This is a genomic window from Streptomyces sp. NPDC012794, assembly GCF_042901085.1.
GTDB lineage: Bacteria > Actinomycetota > Actinomycetes > Streptomycetales > Streptomycetaceae > Streptomyces.
This window is the reverse complement of record NZ_JBIBCI010000005.1, coordinates 70,175-88,927: the sequence shown is the minus strand read 5'-3', so window position 1 is coordinate 88,927 and position 18,753 is coordinate 70,175. Positions and strand designations below refer to the sequence as shown.

16 protein-coding genes are annotated in these 18,753 nt (G+C 72.7%); 11 read left to right on the top strand and 5 right to left on the bottom strand.

From position 1 onward, the window contains the following. Window positions 1-102 precede the first annotated feature (102 nt). Together ACFY7H_RS11245 and ACFY7H_RS11240 are read right to left on the bottom strand one after the other, a co-directional pair. Window positions 103-1,527, bottom strand: a complete 1,425-nt coding sequence (locus tag ACFY7H_RS11245) for a PP2C family protein-serine/threonine phosphatase (RefSeq protein WP_388936479.1) — start codon at window positions 1,525-1,527, stop codon at window positions 103-105. Between the two features lie 271 nt (window positions 1,528-1,798). Continuing rightward, window positions 1,799-2,047, bottom strand: a complete 249-nt coding sequence (locus ACFY7H_RS11240; RefSeq protein WP_388937478.1) for an SCO4226 family nickel-binding protein — start codon at window positions 2,045-2,047, stop codon at window positions 1,799-1,801. A gap of 295 nt (window positions 2,048-2,342) precedes the next feature. Between ACFY7H_RS11240 and ACFY7H_RS11235 the strand changes: the two genes are divergently transcribed. From ACFY7H_RS11235 to ACFY7H_RS11225, 3 genes are all read left to right on the top strand, one after another. Then, a complete protein-coding gene (locus tag ACFY7H_RS11235) occupies window positions 2,343-4,574 on the top strand; it encodes a molybdopterin cofactor-binding domain-containing protein (RefSeq protein ID WP_388936477.1) in 2,232 nt (743 codons plus the stop codon). An 18-nt stretch (window positions 4,575-4,592) separates the two neighbouring features. Then, window positions 4,593-5,048, top strand: a complete 456-nt coding sequence (locus ACFY7H_RS11230) for a (2Fe-2S)-binding protein (RefSeq protein WP_388936475.1) — start codon at window positions 4,593-4,595, stop codon at window positions 5,046-5,048. A 167-nt stretch (window positions 5,049-5,215) separates the two neighbouring features. Then, window positions 5,216-7,162, top strand: a complete 1,947-nt coding sequence (locus ACFY7H_RS11225) for an APC family permease (protein WP_388936473.1) — start codon at window positions 5,216-5,218, stop codon at window positions 7,160-7,162. Here ACFY7H_RS11225 and ACFY7H_RS11220 read toward each other — a convergent pair. Next, window positions 7,074-8,333, bottom strand: a complete 1,260-nt coding sequence (locus tag ACFY7H_RS11220) for a helix-turn-helix domain-containing protein (RefSeq protein ID WP_388936471.1) — start codon at window positions 8,331-8,333, stop codon at window positions 7,074-7,076. The genes ACFY7H_RS11225 and ACFY7H_RS11220 overlap by 89 nt on opposite strands. Window positions 8,334-8,466: 133 nt before the next feature. Here ACFY7H_RS11220 and ACFY7H_RS11215 point away from each other — a divergent pair, with 133 nt between their 5' ends. From ACFY7H_RS11215 to ACFY7H_RS11180, 8 genes are all read left to right on the top strand, one after another. Beyond that, complete coding sequence (locus ACFY7H_RS11215) at window positions 8,467-9,030, top strand: TetR/AcrR family transcriptional regulator (RefSeq protein ID WP_388936469.1); 564 nt, start codon at window positions 8,467-8,469, stop codon at window positions 9,028-9,030. A gap of 220 nt (window positions 9,031-9,250) precedes the next feature. After that, window positions 9,251-9,646 carry a hypothetical protein gene (locus ACFY7H_RS11210; protein WP_388936467.1) on the top strand — a complete coding sequence of 132 codons (396 nt, stop codon included), beginning with the start codon at window positions 9,251-9,253 and terminating at the stop codon, window positions 9,644-9,646. After that, window positions 9,643-10,419 (top strand): transcriptional regulator, encoded by a 777-nt coding sequence (locus ACFY7H_RS11205; protein WP_388936465.1) that lies wholly within the window; start codon window positions 9,643-9,645, stop codon window positions 10,417-10,419. The genes ACFY7H_RS11210 and ACFY7H_RS11205 overlap by 4 nt, the downstream gene beginning before the upstream one ends. An 86-nt stretch (window positions 10,420-10,505) precedes the next feature. Further along, window positions 10,506-10,967: a roadblock/LC7 domain-containing protein gene (locus tag ACFY7H_RS11200; RefSeq protein WP_388936463.1), complete on the top strand. Its 462-nt coding sequence runs from the start codon at window positions 10,506-10,508 to the stop codon at window positions 10,965-10,967. 87 nt (window positions 10,968-11,054) lie between these two features. Then, window positions 11,055-11,426 carry a hypothetical protein gene (locus ACFY7H_RS11195; protein WP_388936460.1) on the top strand — a complete coding sequence of 124 codons (372 nt, stop codon included), beginning with the start codon at window positions 11,055-11,057 and terminating at the stop codon, window positions 11,424-11,426. Window positions 11,427-11,610: 184 nt separating this feature from the next. Continuing rightward, window positions 11,611-15,174 carry a CDP-glycerol glycerophosphotransferase family protein gene (locus ACFY7H_RS11190; RefSeq protein WP_388936457.1) on the top strand — a complete coding sequence of 1,188 codons (3,564 nt, stop codon included), beginning with the start codon at window positions 11,611-11,613 and terminating at the stop codon, window positions 15,172-15,174. A 118-nt stretch (window positions 15,175-15,292) separates the two neighbouring features. Then, a complete protein-coding gene (locus ACFY7H_RS11185) occupies window positions 15,293-15,775 on the top strand; it encodes a VOC family protein (protein WP_388936454.1) in 483 nt (160 codons plus the stop codon). Between the two features lie 508 nt (window positions 15,776-16,283). Beyond that, window positions 16,284-16,607: a hypothetical protein gene (locus tag ACFY7H_RS11180; protein WP_388936451.1), complete on the top strand. Its 324-nt coding sequence runs from the start codon at window positions 16,284-16,286 to the stop codon at window positions 16,605-16,607. A gap of 132 nt (window positions 16,608-16,739) precedes the next feature. Here the strand turns inward: ACFY7H_RS11180 and ACFY7H_RS11175 are convergent, their stop codons facing one another. Together ACFY7H_RS11175 and ACFY7H_RS11170 are read right to left on the bottom strand one after the other, a co-directional pair. Further along, complete coding sequence (locus tag ACFY7H_RS11175; RefSeq protein ID WP_388936448.1) at window positions 16,740-17,195, bottom strand: hypothetical protein; 456 nt, start codon at window positions 17,193-17,195, stop codon at window positions 16,740-16,742. 273 nt (window positions 17,196-17,468) lie between these two features. Further along, window positions 17,469-18,590, bottom strand: coding sequence for an agmatine deiminase family protein (locus tag ACFY7H_RS11170; protein WP_388936446.1), 1,122 nt, complete (start codon window positions 18,588-18,590; stop codon window positions 17,469-17,471). Window positions 18,591-18,753: the final 163 nt, after the last annotated feature.

The following is an 18,753-nucleotide window of genomic DNA, read 5'->3' as shown; positions in this document are numbered from 1 at the left end:
GAACGGGAAGACGGCAAGGGGAGGGACGGCAAGGAGGAAGGGCCGCGCCGTGCCGGCGCGGCCCCGCTGAACCCGTAGGACCGGGGATCCCCGTCCTCGCCGTCAGCCGCCGATCCGGGCGACCAGGACGCAGGCGTCGTCCTCGCGCTCGCTCTCGCCGAACTCCTCCGTGACCATCCGTACGCAGTCCCGCGCCGACCGGGCCCCCGAGAAACGCGGCGCCAGCGCCAGCAGTCGCTCGGTCCCGTCCGCCCGGCCGAATTCGATGCCGCGCGGGGTCAGCCCGTCGGTGTGCAGTACGAGTACGTCGCCCGGTTCGAGCTGCTCCTCGGCCTGCCCGTACACGGCTCCGGAGGTGGCACCCAGCAGCACCCCCTCCGGGGAACGCAGGGGCCGGCCCTGGCCGCGCCGGAAGAGCAGGGGCGCCGGGTGCCCGGCCTGGGCCCAGGAGAGGACGCGGCGTGCGGGGTCGTAGCGGCAGCAGACCGCCGAGCCGAGGGCCGGCTGAACGGAGGTCTCCAGCAGCTGGTTCAGCCAGCCCATCAGCGGACCCGGCTCGATCCCGGCCATGGCCATCCCGCGCAGGGCGCCGAGCATCATGGCCATCCCCGACGTGGCGGTCACCCCGTGGCCGGTCAGGTCACCGACCGTCAGGAGCGAGCTGCCGTCGGGCAGTTCGAGCGCGTCGTACCAGTCGCCGCCGATCAGCGCGCTGGTCGCGGAGGGGAGGTAGTGCGCGGCCACGTCCATCGTGCCCGCGTTCCCGTGCGGGAACCGCAGGGAGCCGCGCCACGGGGGGAGCACGGCCTCCTGGAGCTCGACCGCGAGCCGGTGCTCGGTCTGGGCGATCTCCCGCTGGCGCTGGAGCGAGTCCCGTGACTCGCGCTCCGCCCGCTGGCTCCGGCGCAGTTCGCTGACGTCCCGCAGCAGGGCCCACATCGAGGCCGTGCAGCCGTCGGAGTCGAGCACCGGTTCGCCCCTCATGTGCAGGGTCCGGACCCGCCCGTCGGCGCGGACGATGCGGAACTCGCCGTCTATCGGCTTGCCGTCGACCAGGCAGTCCGTGACCATCGAGGTCAGCAGGGGCTGGTCCTCGGAGAACAGGGTGGAGCCGAGCTCGTCGAGGGGCAGCGGGCCCGCCTCGGGGGGCCGGCCGAAGATCTGGAAGAGCTCCTCGGACCAGGTGACCTCGTCCGTCAGCAGGTTCCACTCGGCGCTGCCGACGCGGGTCTGGCGGTCCTCCACGGCGGGCTCGGGAGGTGCCGCCGGCAGCTCCGCGGGCTCCGGGGCGGGCGGGAGGCCCTCCTTGAGCTGGCCGAGGTGCTGGCCGAGGTCGTCGAGGTGGTGCACGGCGAGGTCGCACAGTGCGCGCTGCCAGCGGCCCTGGGCGTCGTCGTCGTCCACGACGGTGTCGCGGCGCACGGCGGCCACCTCGCCGCGCAGCCGGCGGGTCTGCGAGATCAGTGCGTCCACCGATCCCGGTTCGGGCGGCTGCGCGGGACGGTCCGCGTACAGGTGGGACGGCATGATGACTCCGATACAGGCGCGGCGATACAGACGCTGCTCGGTCGGGTCCCGGAGGGCGACCGGGGACGGCTGTGGACCGACTACGACTGTGGCACAGCCGGGGACTGCCTGTAAGGCGTTTGGCAACATCCGTAACGGTCTTGCTCGGGGCATATGCCGAAGGCCTTCCGGTTACCTCCCGTCCGTACGAACGTTTCCGGTCAGTCGTGGATACGGTTCCAGTCCGCTTCCGTGCGTCTTCGCACGTGCCCGGTCGGAGTCCGCCGCTCCGTCACACCGTGAGCGGCACCGGGTGGATCTCGTCGGCGGGGTGTCCCGCGCGCTCGTGGATGCGGCGGACGGCGTCGGCCGAGGGCGCTTCGGACAGGCAGTACACCTCTCCCGAGGCCGGGTCGGCCCAGGCGCGCTCGAACTGCACCTTCTCGTCCGCCTGGATCGCCAGGTCCGCCCGGTGGGCGGCCATCAGCTCATCCGCCGTGATGCCCTTCATCCCGTGGTGGACGTCCATGTACTTGGCCACCGCGAACACCTCCTCGTGCGTCGCCGTGTACGGGTCTGCTTCCATCGTGCGCCCATGGCCGGAAAACGGCCCTCCGAGGGGTGACGGTCGCTCCCGCGTGCGAGGTGTACGACTTCTCCGGGCCCCCTTCCCGTCCGCCCCCGGGGTCGTCCGCCCATCCGGGGCACCACTCGAACGAAGGAACCCCGCCGCGCACCACGCTTCCCACGTCTCCCGGTGATCGCTACCCTACGTGTCGGTAATGAGCCGGGGGCGGTCCGTTCTGCGGGCCCTGGGAGGGTGGGGACACGGCCGGATGAACGAACAGAGCAGCGAGCCCCGGGGGCGGAGCCGACGCTCCTTCCTGACCCACCTGGTCGCGGCGCCCACGCTGGCCCTGGTCACCCGTGCCGGAGCCGACCTGCTCGCCCCCCAGACCGCGCACGCCGTGGTCCCGAGCCTGCCCGCCATCGCCGACGTCGTCGACCTGGGTGACCTGTTCATCCTGGCCGGTGCCCCCACGTCCGCGCTGCTGGCGCTCGCCGTGGAGACGGACGGCACCATCCGGTTCAGGCTGCCGCGCGAGGAGGTCGGCCAGGGCCTCACCACCGCCGTGGCCATGCTGGTCGCGGAGGAGCTCGACGCGCCGCTGGACACGGTCCGGGTCGAACTGGACGACGCCCGCCCCGAGTTGCTGTTCAACCAGCTCACCGGGTCCTCCAACTCGATCCGCTCGCTCTACGGCCCGGTCCGCCAGTGCGCCGCCACCGCCCGGGCCCGCCTGGTCGCGGCCGCCGCCGCGCGCTGGAGCCTCTCCGCCTCCGCGCTGACCACCGCGAACGGCACCGTACGGGCCCCCGACGGCCGCACCGCGAGCTACGGCGGCCTCTCCGCCGAAGCCGCCTCCCCCGGCCTGCTTGTCCTGGGCGCCTCCCCGAAGCCGGCCGCGGAACACGCCCTCATCGGCACCCCGACCCGCCGGATCGACGCCCGCGCCATGGTGACCGGGGCCCAGAAGTACACCCTCGACCTCGACGTACCGGGCGCGAAGCCCTGCGTGGTGCGCCGCCCGCCCTCCGTCGGCGGCACCGTCCGCGCCGTCACCAACCTCGCCGCGGTCCGGGCCATGCCGGGCGTCCTGGACGTGGTGACCGTCAGGACCGGGGTCGCCGTCGTCGCCGAGACGTTCGGACAGGCCCTCACCGCCAAGGCCGCCCTCACCGTCGACTGGGGGCCCGGCCCGGCCGACCAGCTCTCGGACGCGCAGATCCGGACCAAGCTGAGGGCCGCCACCCCGCCGCTGCTCGTACCGCCGCTGCTCACCCCGTACGTGGACGCCGATTTCGACTTCGCCTTCGTCAGCCACGCCCCGATGGAGACCAACTCGGCCGTCGCCGACGTCCGCGCCGACCGCGCCGAGATCTGGTCCGGGCTCAAGTCCCCCATCGTCGCCCGGCAGACCATCGCCGCCGAGCTCGGACTGCCGCTGGACCGGGTGCGGGTGCACGTGGTCCAGGCCGGCGGCTCCTTCGGCCGGCGGCTGTTCTTCGACGCCGCGCTGGAAGCCGCCCGGATCTCCCAGGCCTGCCGCCGCCCGGTCCGCCTGATGTGGACCCGCGTGGACGACACCCGGCACGGCCGTATGCGCCCCGCCACCCACCACCGGATCCGGGCCACCCACCTGCTCGGGGAGGTGCTCAGCTTCGAGCACCGGGTGGCCGCCGCCGAGACGGACTTCCGGCACGGGCTCGGCGAGATCATCACCGCCACCGCCGCGAGCCTGCCCGCCGGCATCGGCAACGCCACCCTCGCCCAGACCCTGTTCCACACCACCGTCAAGTCCCCGTACCACTTCGGGCTCACCACCCAGGCCCTGACCGAGGTCCCCACCGGCATCCCGACCGGGTCCTGGCGGTCGGTGTACTCGGCCAACACCCGGGGCGCCGAGGAAATCATGGTGGACGAACTGGCCGCGGCCACCGGCAAGGACCCGTACCGCTTCCGGCGCACCTTCCTGAAGACCGACGCCCAGCGCGCCGTGCTCGACAAGGCCGCCGCCGAGGGGCAGTGGGGCCGGGCCCTGCCGGCCGGCTGCGCGCAGGGCATCGCCTTCCACGAGGAGTACAAGTCGCGCACCGCGTGCCTCGTGGAGATCGACGCCCGCGACCGGGAACACGTCCGCGTCACCAAGGCGGTCATCGCCGTCGACGTGGGCCTGCCCGTCAACCCCCGCGGACTGGAGGCCCAGATGATCGGCGGCCTCACCGACGCGATCTCCACCACCCTGCGGGCCGGACTGCACATCGACAAGGGGCTTCCCCTGGAGGGCAGTTACAGCCAGTTCCACTGGGCGCGGCAACGCGACACCCCGCGTGACGTACGGGTCTTCGTGCTTCCGGCCACCGGTGCCGAACCGGGAGGCGCGGGGGAGCTCGGGGTGCCCGCCGCCGTGGGCGCCATCGCCAACGCCTGGGCGCGAGCCACCGGTTCCAAGCCCCGCAGCTTCCCCCTCGACTTCGACGTCGACTTCACCCCCTACCCGCGCTGACCGCTGGAGTACGCCGCCGTGCCTCTGCACACCTTCACCGTCAACGGCCGCAGCGTCACCGTCGACGCCCCGGACGACCTCCCCCTGCTGTGGGTGCTCCGCGACATGCTGGGCGTCACCGGCCCCAAGTACGGCTGCGGGGTGGACGTCTGCAAGGCCTGCACCAGCCACCTCGACGGAGCCGAGGTCCGCCCCTGCGCGGTCCCCGTCTCGGCCTGCGCGGGCAGGCAGGTCACCACCATCGAGGGGCTGGCCGACGGCGACCGGCTGCACCCCGTACAGGAGGCGTGGCTCGAGCAGGACGTCGCCCAGTGCGGCTTCTGCCAGCCGGGGCAGATCATGGCCGCCGTGGCGCTGCTCAAGCGGACCAGCGAGCCCACGGACGAGGACATCGACGCCATCGCCAACATCTGCCGCTGCGGGACCTACTTCCGCATCCGGGAGGCCATCAAGGCCGCGGCCGCCAGGATGTGACGGCCGGCCCGCGCGGGCGCCCCGTCCGCCCCGGCCGCCGCGCGGTCGGCGGCGCGGAGCCCGCGCGGGACCCCACTGGGCCGTTCGGCGTAGCGCTCCGCGCCCGGACACAGCCACGTAGCACCTGTAACGCCCGATATCCGGCCTAAATCGATGATCATGCCGGAATGAGGCGAATCCATGCGAAACGCGTGCTGGTCGGCGAGCCACTCGACAGCGCGCGCCTGGGCGAGACCCTGCTGCCCAAACGGCTCGCGCTGCCGATCTTCTGCAGCGACCCGCTCTCCTCCGTGGCCTACGCCACCGAGGAGATCCTGCTGATCCTCGCCCTCGGCGGAGCCGCCCTGCTCCACCTCGCCTGGTACGCGGCCGCCGCCATCGTCTTCCTGATGGTGGTCGTCATCGCCTCCTACCGGCAGACCTGCCACGCCTACCCCGGCGGCGGGGGCGCCTACGTCGTCAGCCGCGAGAACCTCGGCCCGACCGCCGCCCTCACGGCCGCCAGCGCCCTGCTCGTCGACTACGTGATGACCGTCGCCGTCTCCGTCGTCTCCGGGGTCGCCGCCATCACCTCGGCGGTCCCCGCCCTCAGCGACCACCAAGTGCTCCTGTCCGTCGGCTTCGTGGTGCTGCTGACGCTGATGAACCTGCGCGGCGTACGGGAGTCGGGGCGCGTCTTCGCCGTCCCCACCTACGGGTTCGTCCTCGTCGTCTACGTGATGTTCGCCGTCGCCGCCGTCCGGCTCGCCACCGGCGACACCATCCGGGCCGAGTCCGCCGACCTCCCGATCACCGCCGCCGGTACCTACACCGGCCTCGCCGTGGTCTTCCTCGCCCTGCGCGCCTTCGCCTCCGGCTGCACGGCCCTCACCGGCGTCGAGGCCATCAGCAACGGCGTCCCCGCCTTCCGCAAGCCCAAGGCCAGGAACGCCGCCACCACCCTGGCCGTCATGGGGCTGCTCTCCGTGACCATGTTCGCCGGGATCACCGCCCTCGCCATGGCGTACCGCGTGCACTCCGCCGCCGACCCCACCGAACTGGGCCTGCCCCCCGGCACCCCCATGTCCACGGCGCTCGCCCAGATCGGCCGCGCCACCTTCGGGAGCTGGCACTTCCTCTTCTACCTGCTCCAGGCCGTCACCGCCGGCGTGCTCGTCCTGGCCGCGAACACCGCCTTCAACGGCTTCCCGATGCTGGCCTCGATCCTCGCCAGGGACCGGTACGCGCCCCGTCAGCTCTTCAACCGCGGCGACCGCCTCGTCTACTCCAACGGCGTCGTCCTGCTGGCGCTCGCCGCCGTCGCGCTGATCGTCGCCTTCGACGCCCAGCTCACCCGCCTCATCCAGCTCTACATCATCGGAGTCTTCGTCTCCTTCACCCTCTCCCAGTCCGGCATGGTCCGGCACTGGAGGCGCGAGCTCGCCTCCCCCGCCACGCCGCGGCCCGAACGCGTCCACATCCACCGCCGCCTCGCCGTCAACGCCGTGGGCGCGGCCCTCACCGCCCTGGTCCTGGTCATCGTCCTGATCACCAAGTTCACGCACGGTGCCTGGCTGGTCGTCATCGCGATGCCCGCCCTCTTCCTCGGCATGAAGGGGGTGCGCCGCCATTACGACCAGGTCGCCCGCCAGGTGGCCGTCGCCCCGGGTGCCAGACCCCGCAGACCCTCCCGCCACCACGTCGTCGTCCTCGTCTCCCAGGTGCACGCCCCGACGCTCAAGGCCGTCGGCTACGCCCAGGGACTGCGGCCCGACACCCTCAGCGCCCTCTCCGTCGCCGCCGACGAGGAGGACTCCCGGCACCTGCGGGAGGCCTGGACGGAACTCGACCCGGGGATCCCGCTCACGGTGCTGCACTCGCCCTACCGGGAGGTGACCGGGCCGGTCATGGAGTACATCGAGGAGGCGGCGGCCGCCGAGGGGACGGACGCGCTGTCGGTGGTGATCCCCGAGTACGTCGTCGGGCACTGGTGGGAGCAGCCCCTGCACAACCAGAACGCGCTGCGGCTGAAGGCACGACTGCTGTTCACCCCGGGGGTCGCGGTGATCGACGTGCCGTACCTGCTGGAGTCGGCCCGGCAGGAACCGCGGGCCCCGGCGGCGCGGCCGGAGTAGTCCCGGCGGCGGAGGGGCCCTGCGCCGCCGCCGCGTGTGCCAGGGCCAGTTCCACCACGTGCGCCGGGTCCGAGAGCGCGCGGCCGGTGAGCCGCTCCAGGCGGCGCAGCCGGTTGGAGACCGTGTTGCGGTGGCAGTACAGCCGCTGCGCGGCGTACGTGGTCGAGCCCTGGCAGGCCAGCCAGGTGCCCAGCGTGGTCAGCAGCACCCGGGCGTCCTCCGTCGGCAGCTCCAGCACCGGCCCCAGCACCACCTGCCGCAGCCGGGCGGCGAGTTCCGGATCGGCCGCCACCAGCGCAGCCGGGAGCCGCTCGTCCAGCAGGGCGGCGCCGGGTGCGGCGGACGGCTGCTCGGCGCGCAGAGCGAGGGCCGCCAGCCGGCGGGCCCCCGCCAGCTCGGCCGGGGTCCCGACCACCGGGCTCACCCCGGCGCGGACGGCGAGCGGGGCGAGCAGACGGCGCAGGGACTCCAGCGGGTGGTGGCCCAGGTCGGCGAGGCCTGTCTCCCCGTCCGCCCGGATCCGCCACAGCAGGCGCGGGGAGTCCGGTCCCGCCTCCGGTCCGCCGTCGGGCCGGGCCGGGCCGCCCGCGCAGTCCGGGCCGAGCACCACCACGGCGAACCGCCCCCGCTCCGGCAGCCCCAGCCGCGCGGCCGCCTCCGCCACCGGGCCCGAGCCGTCGAGCAGCGCGTCCAGCAGGGCGGCCCGGCGCTCCCGTTCGCGCGCGCCCCGCCCGGCCTCCGCCAGCCGGTACGCCTCCGAGGCGGCCTCCGTCATCTGGTCCAGTACGTCCCACAGGGTGCCCGCCGCGGGCAGCAGCCGCGGCAGTGCCGCCCGGTCGTGCGCGGTCACCGCCTCGATCAGGCTCTGCCACAGCAGCCGTCCGCCGTACCGGTAGGTGCGCCGCAGCGAGTCGAGCGGCAGTCCCTGACCGGCGCTCAGGGTTCCGGTGGCGCGGGCGCCGGACAGCTCGACGGGCAGCCCCCGGGAGCTGCGCACCAGGCCGTCGACGGCCTGATGGAGGGTGCGGTGGATCCGCTCGCGCAGCTCGGCCCGCCCGGTCAGGGCGGCGCAGGCCGGATCCCCGGTCAGCGTCCGGTCGGTGAGCAGGTCCGCCGCGACGGCGATCCGGCGGCCCAGGTCCTCGCGTATCTCCTCGATGATCCGGTCCATGACGGGCAGGGTGGCACGGGGGAGGGGACCGTGGGGAGGGCCCGGAGGGCGCTGGTCCGCTAGCGTGTGCTGAGTACTGTGGGTGCAGTGCTCACGAGTACGCGCCCAGCCGCCGCAAACCCCGGGAACCGTCATGCGCCAGAATCCGCAGCGCCGAGCCGCCCTCCTCGACGCCGCCATCGAGGTCCTGGCCCGCGAGGGCTCCCGCGGCCTGACCCTGCGTGCCGTGGACACCGAGGCCGGGGTGCCCACCGGAACCGCCTCCAACTACTTCGCCAACCGGGGTCAGTTGCTGGTGCAGATCCTGCACCGCACCCGTGAGCGCCTCACCCCCGGCCCCGACGAGCTGGCCGGCCCCCTCGACACCAAGGTGCTGCTCGGCCGGCTGCTCGGGCGGATCCGGCGCGAGCGCAGCGTGCACACCGCCGTGCTGGAGCTGCGACTGGAGGCCACCCGCAGGCCCGAACTCCAGGCGGAGCTCTCCGCGTTCCTCGCCGCCGAGCTGGAGGAGAACATCGCCTGGCACCTGGACGCGGGCCTGCCCGGGGACCGGGCGGGCGTGGTGCTGCTCTACCTCGCGATGCAGGGCCTGATCGTGGACGACCTCACCATCCCGGCCCTGCTCGAAGCCCACCCCGTCGACGACCTCCTCGGGGTGATGGTGGAGCGGCTGCTCCCGGAGCGCTCCGCGGGCTGAGCGGCGCGAACGGCCGAGCCGCACGGTCCCGTGCCGGATGTCCCGATTCCCAGTCTTGATCAAAAACGGACGGGTTCCGGCCAAGCTGTCACGCCCTACCACGCATGTTCCAGCGGAAAATGCCAGAACCCCTTTTCGCACTGTGGAACTTGAGTAAGTTCCCTTCTGTCACGCCGTACGACCGTGCGAACAGCACGTCCGGCCGGGAGGGGAGCCCGCGGTGCCTGGGATCGACGAATGCCTGCTCGAAGCCATGGCCCTGCCCGGTGCGCGGGGCGCCGCGCTGGTCGACTGGAGCAGCGGGCTGGCCCTCGGCACCGCCGGTGACTCGCCCGTCGGCGACCATGAGACCACAGCCGCCGAGACCGCGGAACTGGCCCGCGCGGCAGCCGAGTACGAGTCCTTCGCGCCCGGGCCGGACGACGCGGGCGCCCCCGGCCCGCCCGTAGAGGACCTGATCGTCACCACGCGCACCGGCTACCACGTGCTGCGCTTCGTCGATACGAGCTTCGACAGCAGCGTCTTCCTCCACCTGTGGCTCGACCGCACCGACGGCAACCTCGCCCTCGCCCGGCACCGACTCCGCGCCCTCGCCGAAGGACTGGTCCTGAGATGACCACCGCCACCGCCGTCTCCCCGCTGCTCACCCGGCTCGCCGCCGAACGCGCCACCGGAGCCCTGCTGCGCGACCGGGGCACCCTCTTCCTGGAGGACGGCCGCGTCGTGCACGCAGAGAGCCCCGCCACTCCGGGTCTCGACGTCCTGCTCACCACTGGCGGGGGTCTGGCCCCCGAGCGCTGGACCGAGGCCGTGAACGAGGCCGGCGCCCGCCGCCAGGTGGGCCGCTTCCTCGTCGACAACGGCCGGCTGGCCGGGGGCGAACTGGAGATATGCCACCTCGCGGCGATATTCGACGCGGCCTTCTTCGCGCTCTCCCCGGGCAGCGGCCCCTCGCGGTTCCGCCGCGGCGCCACCCACTGGATCGGCCCGGTCCGCTCGGTTCCGGCGGCCGCCGTGGAACGGGAGACCGCCCGCCGCCGCGAGCTGCTGGACGCGGTGTGGCCCTACCCCCTGCTCGACGTCTCCCCGGTGGTGCCCAGGGCGGCCGCCCCGGGGCAGACCGTCACCGCCCGGCAAAGGTTCCTGCTCGAACAGGCGGACGGCGTACGGACCCCCGCCGACCTCGCGTGGGTGCTGGGCCGGCCGGCCTTCCACACCCTGCTCGAGGTACGAAGACTCGCGGCCGCGGGCCTCGTCGAGACCCCCCACACCACGGCGCCGCCCGCCGCGCCGGCCCCGGCACCCCTGCCCGACTGGATGACCCAGGCCCACCCCCCGGACGTGGCACTGCTCCGCCGGTTACGCGACGCACTGGAGGCAAGCCTGTGAGGCTCCCGCTGCGACCGGTCCTGCGAGCCGACCGCTCCGAGCGCAGGCAGTCCGAGGAGAGGCGGCCCGGAGAGAGGAAGGCCGACATGAGCCCACCGATGCTGCCCGCCGGGGCCGAAGCCGACGTACTCGCCGAGCTCCGGCGGCTGCGGGCCCGCGTACCCCAGCTCACCGGGGTGCTCGCCGCCAGCGCCGACGGCCTGGTGCTTGCCCAGGAGAGCGCCGCCGCCGAGGCCGAGTCCCTCGCGGCGCTGACGGCGGCCGCCCTCGGCGTGGCCCAGCGGCTCAGCGACTGCACCGGGCAGGGCGGCTTCCGGGAACTGCTCGTGCGCGGCGAGCACGGGTACGTCGCCACCTACGCCGCGGGGGACTCGGCCGTCCTCACCCTGATCGCGGAGCCGCGCGTCAACGTCGGCCGTCTCCACCTGGAGGCCCGCCGCTCCACCCTGCGCATCACCGAGCTGCTGGACCACGGCCTCGGCCGGCGCGGCGCCGAGGCGCCGCCCGCGGGAGCCGTCCTCCCGGAGCACGCCCCTGAGCACCCCTGACGTTCTCGAGAGCAAACAAGTAAGACGCGAAAGCGAATCCCCCGGCCCGTCTCGGTGCGGGCGACTGCAGAAAAGAGGAAGAATCCCATGATCAATGTGGAGACCGCTCTCAAGGAAGCCGCCGGCATCGAGGGCACCCTCGGTGCGGCCCTCGTCGACTACGGCAGCGGCATGCCCCTCGGCACCGTCGGCGGGAGCAAGGACCTGGACCTGGCGGTGGCCGCCGCGGGCAACACGGACGTGGTCCGGGCCAAGGTCCGCACGATGGAGATGCTCGGCCTGAAGGACGAGATCGAGGACATCCTGATCACGCTCGGCAACCAGTACCACCTGATCAGGCTGCTGAAGGGGCGGTCCGGCGAGGGCTTCTTCCTGTACCTCGCCCTCGACCGGGGCCGGGCCAACCTGGCCATGGCCCGGCTGCAGCTGAAGAAGATCGAAGCCGATCTCGACATCTGACGGGGGCCTCGGGACCGTGACGGTGCGGTGGCGGGCGGCGGAATTCTTTGCCGTCCGCCCCGGCGGACCTGGGGATATGTCCGGGATGGGTGGACTTTATCATCCTGTTACAGAGTAAGATGCTGTAATCAGCTGATCTTCGAGCCCGTCGATAAAGCCATAAACGCTGGAGAACCCGTCACCCATGCCCCCGCGCCTGAGCATCGTCGTACCCGTCTACAACGTCGAGCTCTATCTCGACGAGTGCCTGGAATCCATAGCAGCTCAGACGTTCGCCGACTTCGAGGTCGTGATCGTCGATGACGGGTCCACCGACACCAGTGCGGTGATCGCCAAGGCCTTCGCTGAGCGTGACAAACGGTTCCGGGTGGTCCTCCAGGAGAACGCCGGCCTCGGTGCCGCGCGGAACGTGGGCTTCCGCCATGCGGCGGCGGGCAGTGAGTACATAGCCTTCGTCGACAGCGACGACACCATGCCGCCGTACGCCTACCAGCGGATGATCGACTCCCTGGACGAGACCGGCTCCGACTTCGCGGCCGGCAACGTCACCCGTTTCCGCTCCGTCGGCATGCAGCAGTCCTGGGGCCACCGCGTCGCATTCGCGAACGACCGGCCCAAGACCCACATCTCGAAGTTCCCCCCGCTGGTCACCGACCGCACCGCGTGGAACAAGGTCTACCGCCGCGGCTTCTGGGAGGAGCACGGCTTCCAGTACCCGGAAGGCATCCTCTACGAGGACGCACCGGTCAGCATCCCCGCGCACTACTTCGCCAAGAGCGTCGACGTCATCAGCGACGTCGTCTACCACTGGCGGGTCCGCGAGACCGGCGAGCGCTCCATCACCCAGCGCTCCACCGACCCGGTCTCCGTCATCGACCGCGTCACCTCGGTACGGCTGGTCCGCGAGGCCCTGCTCGCCAAGCCGGGCGAGAAGTACGCCCGCTACCTGCGCGAGTACGACCACAACGTGCTCAGCGAGGAACTGCCCCTCATCTACAAGTACGTCGGCGAGGGCGGCCCCGACTTCCGCGCCGCCTTCGTCAAGGAGGTCGGCGGCCTCATCCGGGAGATCGGCACCGGGCCCTGGAACGACCTGACGGTCGCGGACCGGCTCAAGGCCTACCTGGCCCGCGAGGGCCGCGTCGAGGAGTTCATCGCCCTCACGCGCCACCAGAGCGACTACAGCTACAGCGTGCCGGTCAAGGGGCTGGCCCGCCCGCAGGCCGACTACCCCTTCCTCAAGGCGCCGGTTCCGCCCAAGCTGCTGACCCTCGGCCCGCGCGAGCGTCGCGTCGTCAGCCGCCTCGAGCAGGCGGCCTGGAGCGACGGCAAGCTGCTGCTGCGCGGCTACGCCGTGCCCGGGCACCTCGGAGCCGAGAGCCGCCTCGGCTCGCGCAAGATGCTGGTCTTCCGCGAGCAGGGCAAGCGCCGCCGCACCGTCGTCAGCGCCCGCACCGTCGCCTCCCCGATGGCCACCGTGAACACCCCGCACCTCGCCCTGCGGCACGCCGACTGGGCCGGCTTCACCGCCGTCGTCGACCCCACCGCCTTCCAGTCGGGCGGCAAGTGGCACGAAGGCGTATGGACCACCTCCATCGCCGTCACCGGGGCCGGAGGCCTGCACCGGGCCCGCCTCAGGGGCGGCGAGCACGACAGCGGAATGACCCCGCCCACCCACTGGGCCACCCCCGACGTCCGCATCCTGCCGACCGTCGCGGGCGCCCTCACCATCCGCGTCGAGATCGTCCGGGCCCGCGCCCTGGACGTCCGCCGCCACGGCGAGGACCTCGAACTGGTCGGCGAGCTCGCCGCCGAGGTCGGTGCCGGCGCCACCCTGCACGCCCAGCACGCCCTGACCGGTACTTCCTTCAGCGTCCCGCTGACCACCGGTGCCACCACCGCCGGCGGCCGGACCGCCTTCACCGCGGTCGTCCCGCTCGCCGAGCTGGCCGCCGTGCCGGCCGCCGAGACGCAGCCCGGCGGCTGGAGCCCCGAGCCGTGGAACCTCACCGTGGTCCGTGCCGACGGCACCAGCCACCCCCTGGCCCACGACGAGCGCGGCGGCTTCGCCGGGATCGCCGTACCGCTGCCCGGCACCGCCGGAGAGCGCGCCGTCTTCGCCAAGCGCGGGATCAGCGGAGAGCTCGTCCTCTCCGTCCAGCCCACCCCGCCGCTGGTCGACACCGTCACCGCCCGCGACGGCACCCTGACCCTGAGCGGCACCTTCGTCGCTCCGGACGCCGACGCGGACGAAGCGTACGAACTGGTCTTCCACGACCAGCACGGCACGGAGTTCTGCTACCCCGTCACCCGTGACGGCGACCGCTTCGAGGCCTCCTTCGAGCCCGTCCTGCCCGAGCCCTACGCCGGCCGCACCACCATCCCGCACGGCCGCTGGTGGCCCACCCTGCGCCCGGTCGCGCAGGGCGGCACCACCGCGGGCCTCCTCGGCGTCGACCGCGGTGCCCCCCTCCAGCTGATCGCGCCCGCCCTGGGCTCCGGCCCGCACGCCGTCACGGTCCTGGGCCGTCGGATGCGGATCGAAGCCCGCCTGCGCGACCGCATGGTCCTGGTCAGCGACCCGCTGCTGAGCCCGCGCGACCGCTCCCGCCACGCCCAGCGCATCGCCCGCGACGAGACCTACCCGGCCCAGCGCCGGCTGCCGGTCAAGGACATGGTCGTCTACGACACCTTCCAGGGCCACGCCGCCGGCGACTCCCCCCGCGCCATCCACGAGGAACTGCTGCGCCGGGGCGAGAAGCTGGAGCACATCTGGCTGGTCCGCGACGGCCGGGCCGAGGTCCCGCCGACCGCGCGCGCCGTCCAGTACGACAGCCTGGAGGCCTGGGAGGTGCTGGCCCGCGCGCGGTACTACGTCGTCAACGACAGCGTGCCGCGGCACTTCACGCGCCGCCCCGGCCAGACCGTCGTACAGACCTGGCACGGCACCCCGATCAAGCAGATCGGCTACGACTACACGCACGACTACTACACCAGCCCCGAGGTCCTGGAGGGCCTGGAGCACGACAGCGCCCAGTGGACGCTGCTCGCCTCCCCGAGCTCCTACGCCACCTCCGTCCTCAAGCGGGCCCTCGGCTACCAGGGCGAGGTCGTCGAGTACGGCAGCCCGCGCACGGACGCCCTCGTGCGCCCGGACGCCGAGCGGATCGCGGAGGTCCGGCGTCGCCTCGGCCTGCCGGAGGGCAAGAAGGTCGTCCTGTACATGCCCACATGGCGCGAGAACCGCGAGGGCTTCAGCGGCGGCTACAAGCTCGACCTGCGCATCGACCTGGACGCGGCACGCCGTGAGCTGGGCGAGGACCACGTGCTGCTGGTCCGCGGCCACTACCGGGTGAACGAGCAGCTCCGCGACGGGGTGCGCGACGGTTTCGCCGTCGACGTCTCGCGCTGGCCCGACACCACGGACCTGCTGCTCGTCGCCGACGTCCTGATCTCGGACTACTCCTCGGCGCTGTTCGACTTCGCGCTGACCGACCGCCCGATCCTGCTGTTCACGTACGACCTCGAGCACTACCGCGACACCCTGCGCGGCTTCACCTTCGACCTGGAGGAGAAGGCCCCCGGCCCGCTGCTGGCGGACTCGGCGAGCCTGATCGAGGCCGTGCGCAACGCCGACGCGGTGGGCGCCGAGTACGCCGCGGCGCGGGCCGCCTTCCGCGCCGAGTTCTGCGACCTCGACAACGGCCGGGCCGCCGAGCGGGTCGTCGACCGCATGCTGGAGATGTAGCCCGCACGGGTGAACGTACGGACCGGTCCCGCGCCCACGATGAATTTCGGGCGCGGGACCGGTCTGTATGTGAGGGAAGGCGTTCCATCCCCCTCACCCACCCCGTCCGGAGGCAGCCATGACAACCCAGGGCTTCACCACGTGTCTGTGGTTCGACGGCGAGGCGGAAGCGGCCGCCGACTACTACCTCTCCGTCTTCAAGGGCGGCCGGATCCTGCGGACCTCCCGCTACACCGAGGCGGGCCCGGGACCCGCCGGATCGGTGCTGGTCGTCGAGTTCGAGATCAACGGCCAGAAGTTCGTCGCGCTCAACGGCGGCCCCGAGTTCCACTTCAGTGAGGCGGTCTCCTTCCAGATCCACTGCTCCGACGAAGCGGAAGCGGACTACTACTACGACGCGCTGACCAGGGACGGCGGCCGGGAGTCCGCCTGCGGCTGGGTCAAGGACCGCTTCGGAGTCTCCTGGCAGGTCGTCCCGCCCGGCGCCATCGAGCTGCTGGACGACGAGGACCGGGACCGCGCCGCCCGCGCCACGGCCGCCATGCTGCGGATGCAGAAGCTGGACGTGGCCGAGATGCGCAGGGCGGCCGACGCGGGTTGAGGCCGGGAACGGGCCGTATCCGCCTCCTGCGCTCGGCGGTGAGGAGCACCCGCCCCTCCCCGGGAACCAGCGTCCCCGCTTCGCCGGCTACGAGTTCCTCGGTGGTGCCGACGAGGGAGCCCTGCCCGACGGCCACCAAGACCTACGCGCCGAGGGCTTCAGGACCGCGGCCCGACCGGTAAGGCGCCCGCGACCAGCGTGCCGAGGGCCGTGCGCCGGTGGGTGACCGAGCGGCCTGTGCGGGTCGTCGTCGCCATGCCCGCCGATCTGAGCGCCGCCGCGTGGGACGAGGCCGTCGCGTTGCCGACGTGGAGGGCGCGGGCCAGGGACGTCGTGGTGTGAGGCTCGGCGAGGAGGCGCGGGGCGTTCAGCCGGGTGCGGCCCAGGACAGCGGCCAGCGCCTCGACCGGGTGCCCCGCAGTGGGCGGGAGCCCGGGACCGGCCGGGTAGGTCAGGACTGCGGGACGGCCCGGGGTGTCCTGCCCGTCACGACCGCCGGGTCGGCGCTGTGGCGAACCTGGAAGGCCATCTCGACCTTTACCCGACGCCGGCCGAAGTCGACTGGCCGCTGCCGATGTTCCGCACCGACGGATTCGAGGGCGCCGCCCGTATCGAATCCTCCTGGGCGAGCCTTCCCGGCCGCCGCGTGCTGCTTGCCGGTGCGAACCACTGGGCGTTCACAGACTACGGCTCGCTCGTCGCGCGGCTTCAGAACGCCGGTCTTGTGACAGCGTCAGCGCGGGCCGGGCTCATCGGCACCGGCGACCCCGTCGTCACACTCGCCGAGTTGCGACGCCGGGTGGGTACCTTCTTCGCCCGCCATCTGTCGTAGCGGGACCATGAGGAGGACCAGTGGCCCTCAGTCGGGGACGGGGGACGGGGGACGAGCGGCGAGACCCCCCACCTGTCCTGGCAGGGGGTCTCGTCCAGGCGCGGCGCGGCGGAGTCGCTGCCTTTCGCGGGCTCAACCGCTCTTGTGCATCATGACCGTGAAGCTGACCTTCTTACCGTTGTGGTAGTCGGTGCTGTCCCACACCGAGATGCGAGACCTGTCCTGCATCCGAAGGTGCAGCACCTCATCGGCGTTGTTCCAGTTGTATCCGACGAACTGGAAGTTCGGCTCGGGACTGTCTCCCATTCTCCTGTTTCCCCAGCTGCAGATGCGCGACGAGTCGTTCTTGCAGACGGACCAGGCCCTGGCGTACAGATGGCAGTCCTGTCCCTGCCATACGTCGATACGCTTCAGCCTCGCGTCGGACGAGCGCCACGTTCCGTTGAACCGGTTGGCGGAGCACAAGGCGGCTGCTTCCTTTGTCGCGGTGACGGTGAGCACCACCGAAAGGGAGAACGTCAGGGCGGCCGTCAAGAGCACGGCCATGATCTGGCGTAGCGGAATGCGGGCAGAAGAGACCTGCGTCATCGTGAACCTCCGATGGCGGGTCGCGTCGCCGGGTATCCCGTCGTCACACGACGCGCCGTCCCCCTACTTCGGCTGACTGCAACCCATTCGGGCCCGGATCATCTGGCCCTTCCCCCCCGCATATTCCAGCGCAACACTCCGAAATCCTGATCGCAAGTCGGCTCATTTCATATTTCGCGCACGGTGTGCCGTGGGGGAAGCGTCAGCAGGCCGTCCGCCGGCTCGTACCGGACACCGGCGGCAGCTGCCGGCACGGAGGTGCCGTGCGGCGGCTCAGTGCAGGCGCGGGACGTGCTGTGTGACGCAGTGGACGCCTCCGCCGCCCCAGGCCAGGGTGCGGGCCGGGGCGCCGACCACCTGGCGGCCCGGGAAGAGCCCGGCGAACTGCGCGAGCGCCGGGGCGTCCGCCGGTTCGCCCGCCGTCGGTACCACGACGTTGCCGCTGGTTTCGTAGTAGTTGGTGTAGCTGAACGTCCGCACCATCAGCCCGTTGTGCCGGAAGTGGGGCTGGTGGTGCAGTTCCACCAGTTGGAACGGCCGCCCCAGCGCGTCCGTCGCGGCGTCGAGCACGGCCTTGTTGGCCGCCATCCGGTCGTGGTTGGGACTGGCGGTGTCCGGCTGGGTGTGCAGCAGCAGCCTGGCGGGCCCGAGATAGGCGGCGACGAGGTCGACGTGTCCGTTGGTGATGTCGTCGCCGGCCAGGCCGTACGGCAGCCAGATCACCTTGCTCGCACCGTACGAGGCCAGCAGCGTGGCCTCGATCTGCGCGCGGGTCATTCCCGGGTTGCGGTTGGGGTGCAGCAGGCACTCCTCGGTGGTGATCAGGGTGCCCTGGCCGTCGGTGATGACGGACCCGCCCTCCAGGACCATGTCGACGGGCCGCCGGGGGACCCCCAGGTACGAGCAGACGCCGACGGGCAGGAAGTCGTCCTTGTCGTACGGGTACTTCTCACCCCAGCCGTTGAAGCGGAAGTCGAGGCCGGCCGAGCGGGTCCGCGCGTCGTTGACCGTGAAGACGGGGCCCGTGTCGCGGGCCCAGCAGTCGTTGACGGGGTACTCGGTCACCGTGACCGAGCCGCCGCAGCGCGCCCGCGCCTGGGCCGCCTGTCCGGGTTCGGCGACCATCACGACCGGTTCGAAACGGGCGACGGCCCGGGCGATGCCGGCGACCTCGTCCTGGACGTCGCCGAGCAGTGCGCCCCATCCGGTCGTCCGGTCCCAGGGCCAGGCCATGACGCAGGCGGAGTGGGGCTCCCATTCGGCGGGGGCGTGGTGGAGCTCTTCGCCCCTGGTCCGCGCGTCCGCGGCGAAGGCGGGACCGGCGAAGAGGGGGTGGGCGGCGGCCGCGAGGGCGGCGGCGCCGAAACCGCGGCGGCTCATGCGTGGCAGGTGCATGACATATCTCCTTGTGCTGGCGGGGGGTTCCGCGAGGGCCGGGCGGGGGTGCGGGGGCGGGGGGGCCGCCCCCCCCCCCCCCGGGCGGGGGGGGGGCCGCGGGGCCGCCCGGGGGGGCGCCCCCCCCCCGCCCCCCCCCCCCCCCCGCCGCGCCCCCCCGCGC

Bases quoted from the DNA above. Each gene is read 5' to 3' on its own strand.
- ACFY7H_RS11225 (WP_388936473.1), top strand. From the start codon at position 5,216: ATGAGGCGAATCCATGCGAAACGCGTGCTGGTCGGCGAGCCACTCGAC.
- ACFY7H_RS11245 (WP_388936479.1), bottom strand. From the start codon at position 1,527: ATGCCGTCCCACCTGTACGCGGACCGTCCCGCGCAGCCGCCCGAACCG.
- ACFY7H_RS11215 (WP_388936469.1), top strand. From the start codon at position 8,467: ATGCGCCAGAATCCGCAGCGCCGAGCCGCCCTCCTCGACGCCGCCATC.
- ACFY7H_RS11195 (WP_388936460.1), top strand. From the start codon at position 11,055: ATGATCAATGTGGAGACCGCTCTCAAGGAAGCCGCCGGCATCGAGGGC.
- ACFY7H_RS11235 (WP_388936477.1), top strand. From the start codon at position 2,343: ATGAACGAACAGAGCAGCGAGCCCCGGGGGCGGAGCCGACGCTCCTTC.
- ACFY7H_RS11200 (WP_388936463.1), top strand. From the start codon at position 10,506: ATGAGCCCACCGATGCTGCCCGCCGGGGCCGAAGCCGACGTACTCGCC.
- ACFY7H_RS11175 (WP_388936448.1), bottom strand. From the start codon at position 17,195: ATGACGCAGGTCTCTTCTGCCCGCATTCCGCTACGCCAGATCATGGCC.
- ACFY7H_RS11190 (WP_388936457.1), top strand. From the start codon at position 11,611: ATGCCCCCGCGCCTGAGCATCGTCGTACCCGTCTACAACGTCGAGCTC.
- ACFY7H_RS11170 (WP_388936446.1), bottom strand. From the start codon at position 18,590: ATGCACCTGCCACGCATGAGCCGCCGCGGTTTCGGCGCCGCCGCCCTC.
- ACFY7H_RS11185 (WP_388936454.1), top strand. From the start codon at position 15,293: ATGACAACCCAGGGCTTCACCACGTGTCTGTGGTTCGACGGCGAGGCG.
- ACFY7H_RS11220 (WP_388936471.1), bottom strand. From the start codon at position 8,333: ATGGACCGGATCATCGAGGAGATACGCGAGGACCTGGGCCGCCGGATC.
- ACFY7H_RS11205 (WP_388936465.1), top strand. From the start codon at position 9,643: ATGACCACCGCCACCGCCGTCTCCCCGCTGCTCACCCGGCTCGCCGCC.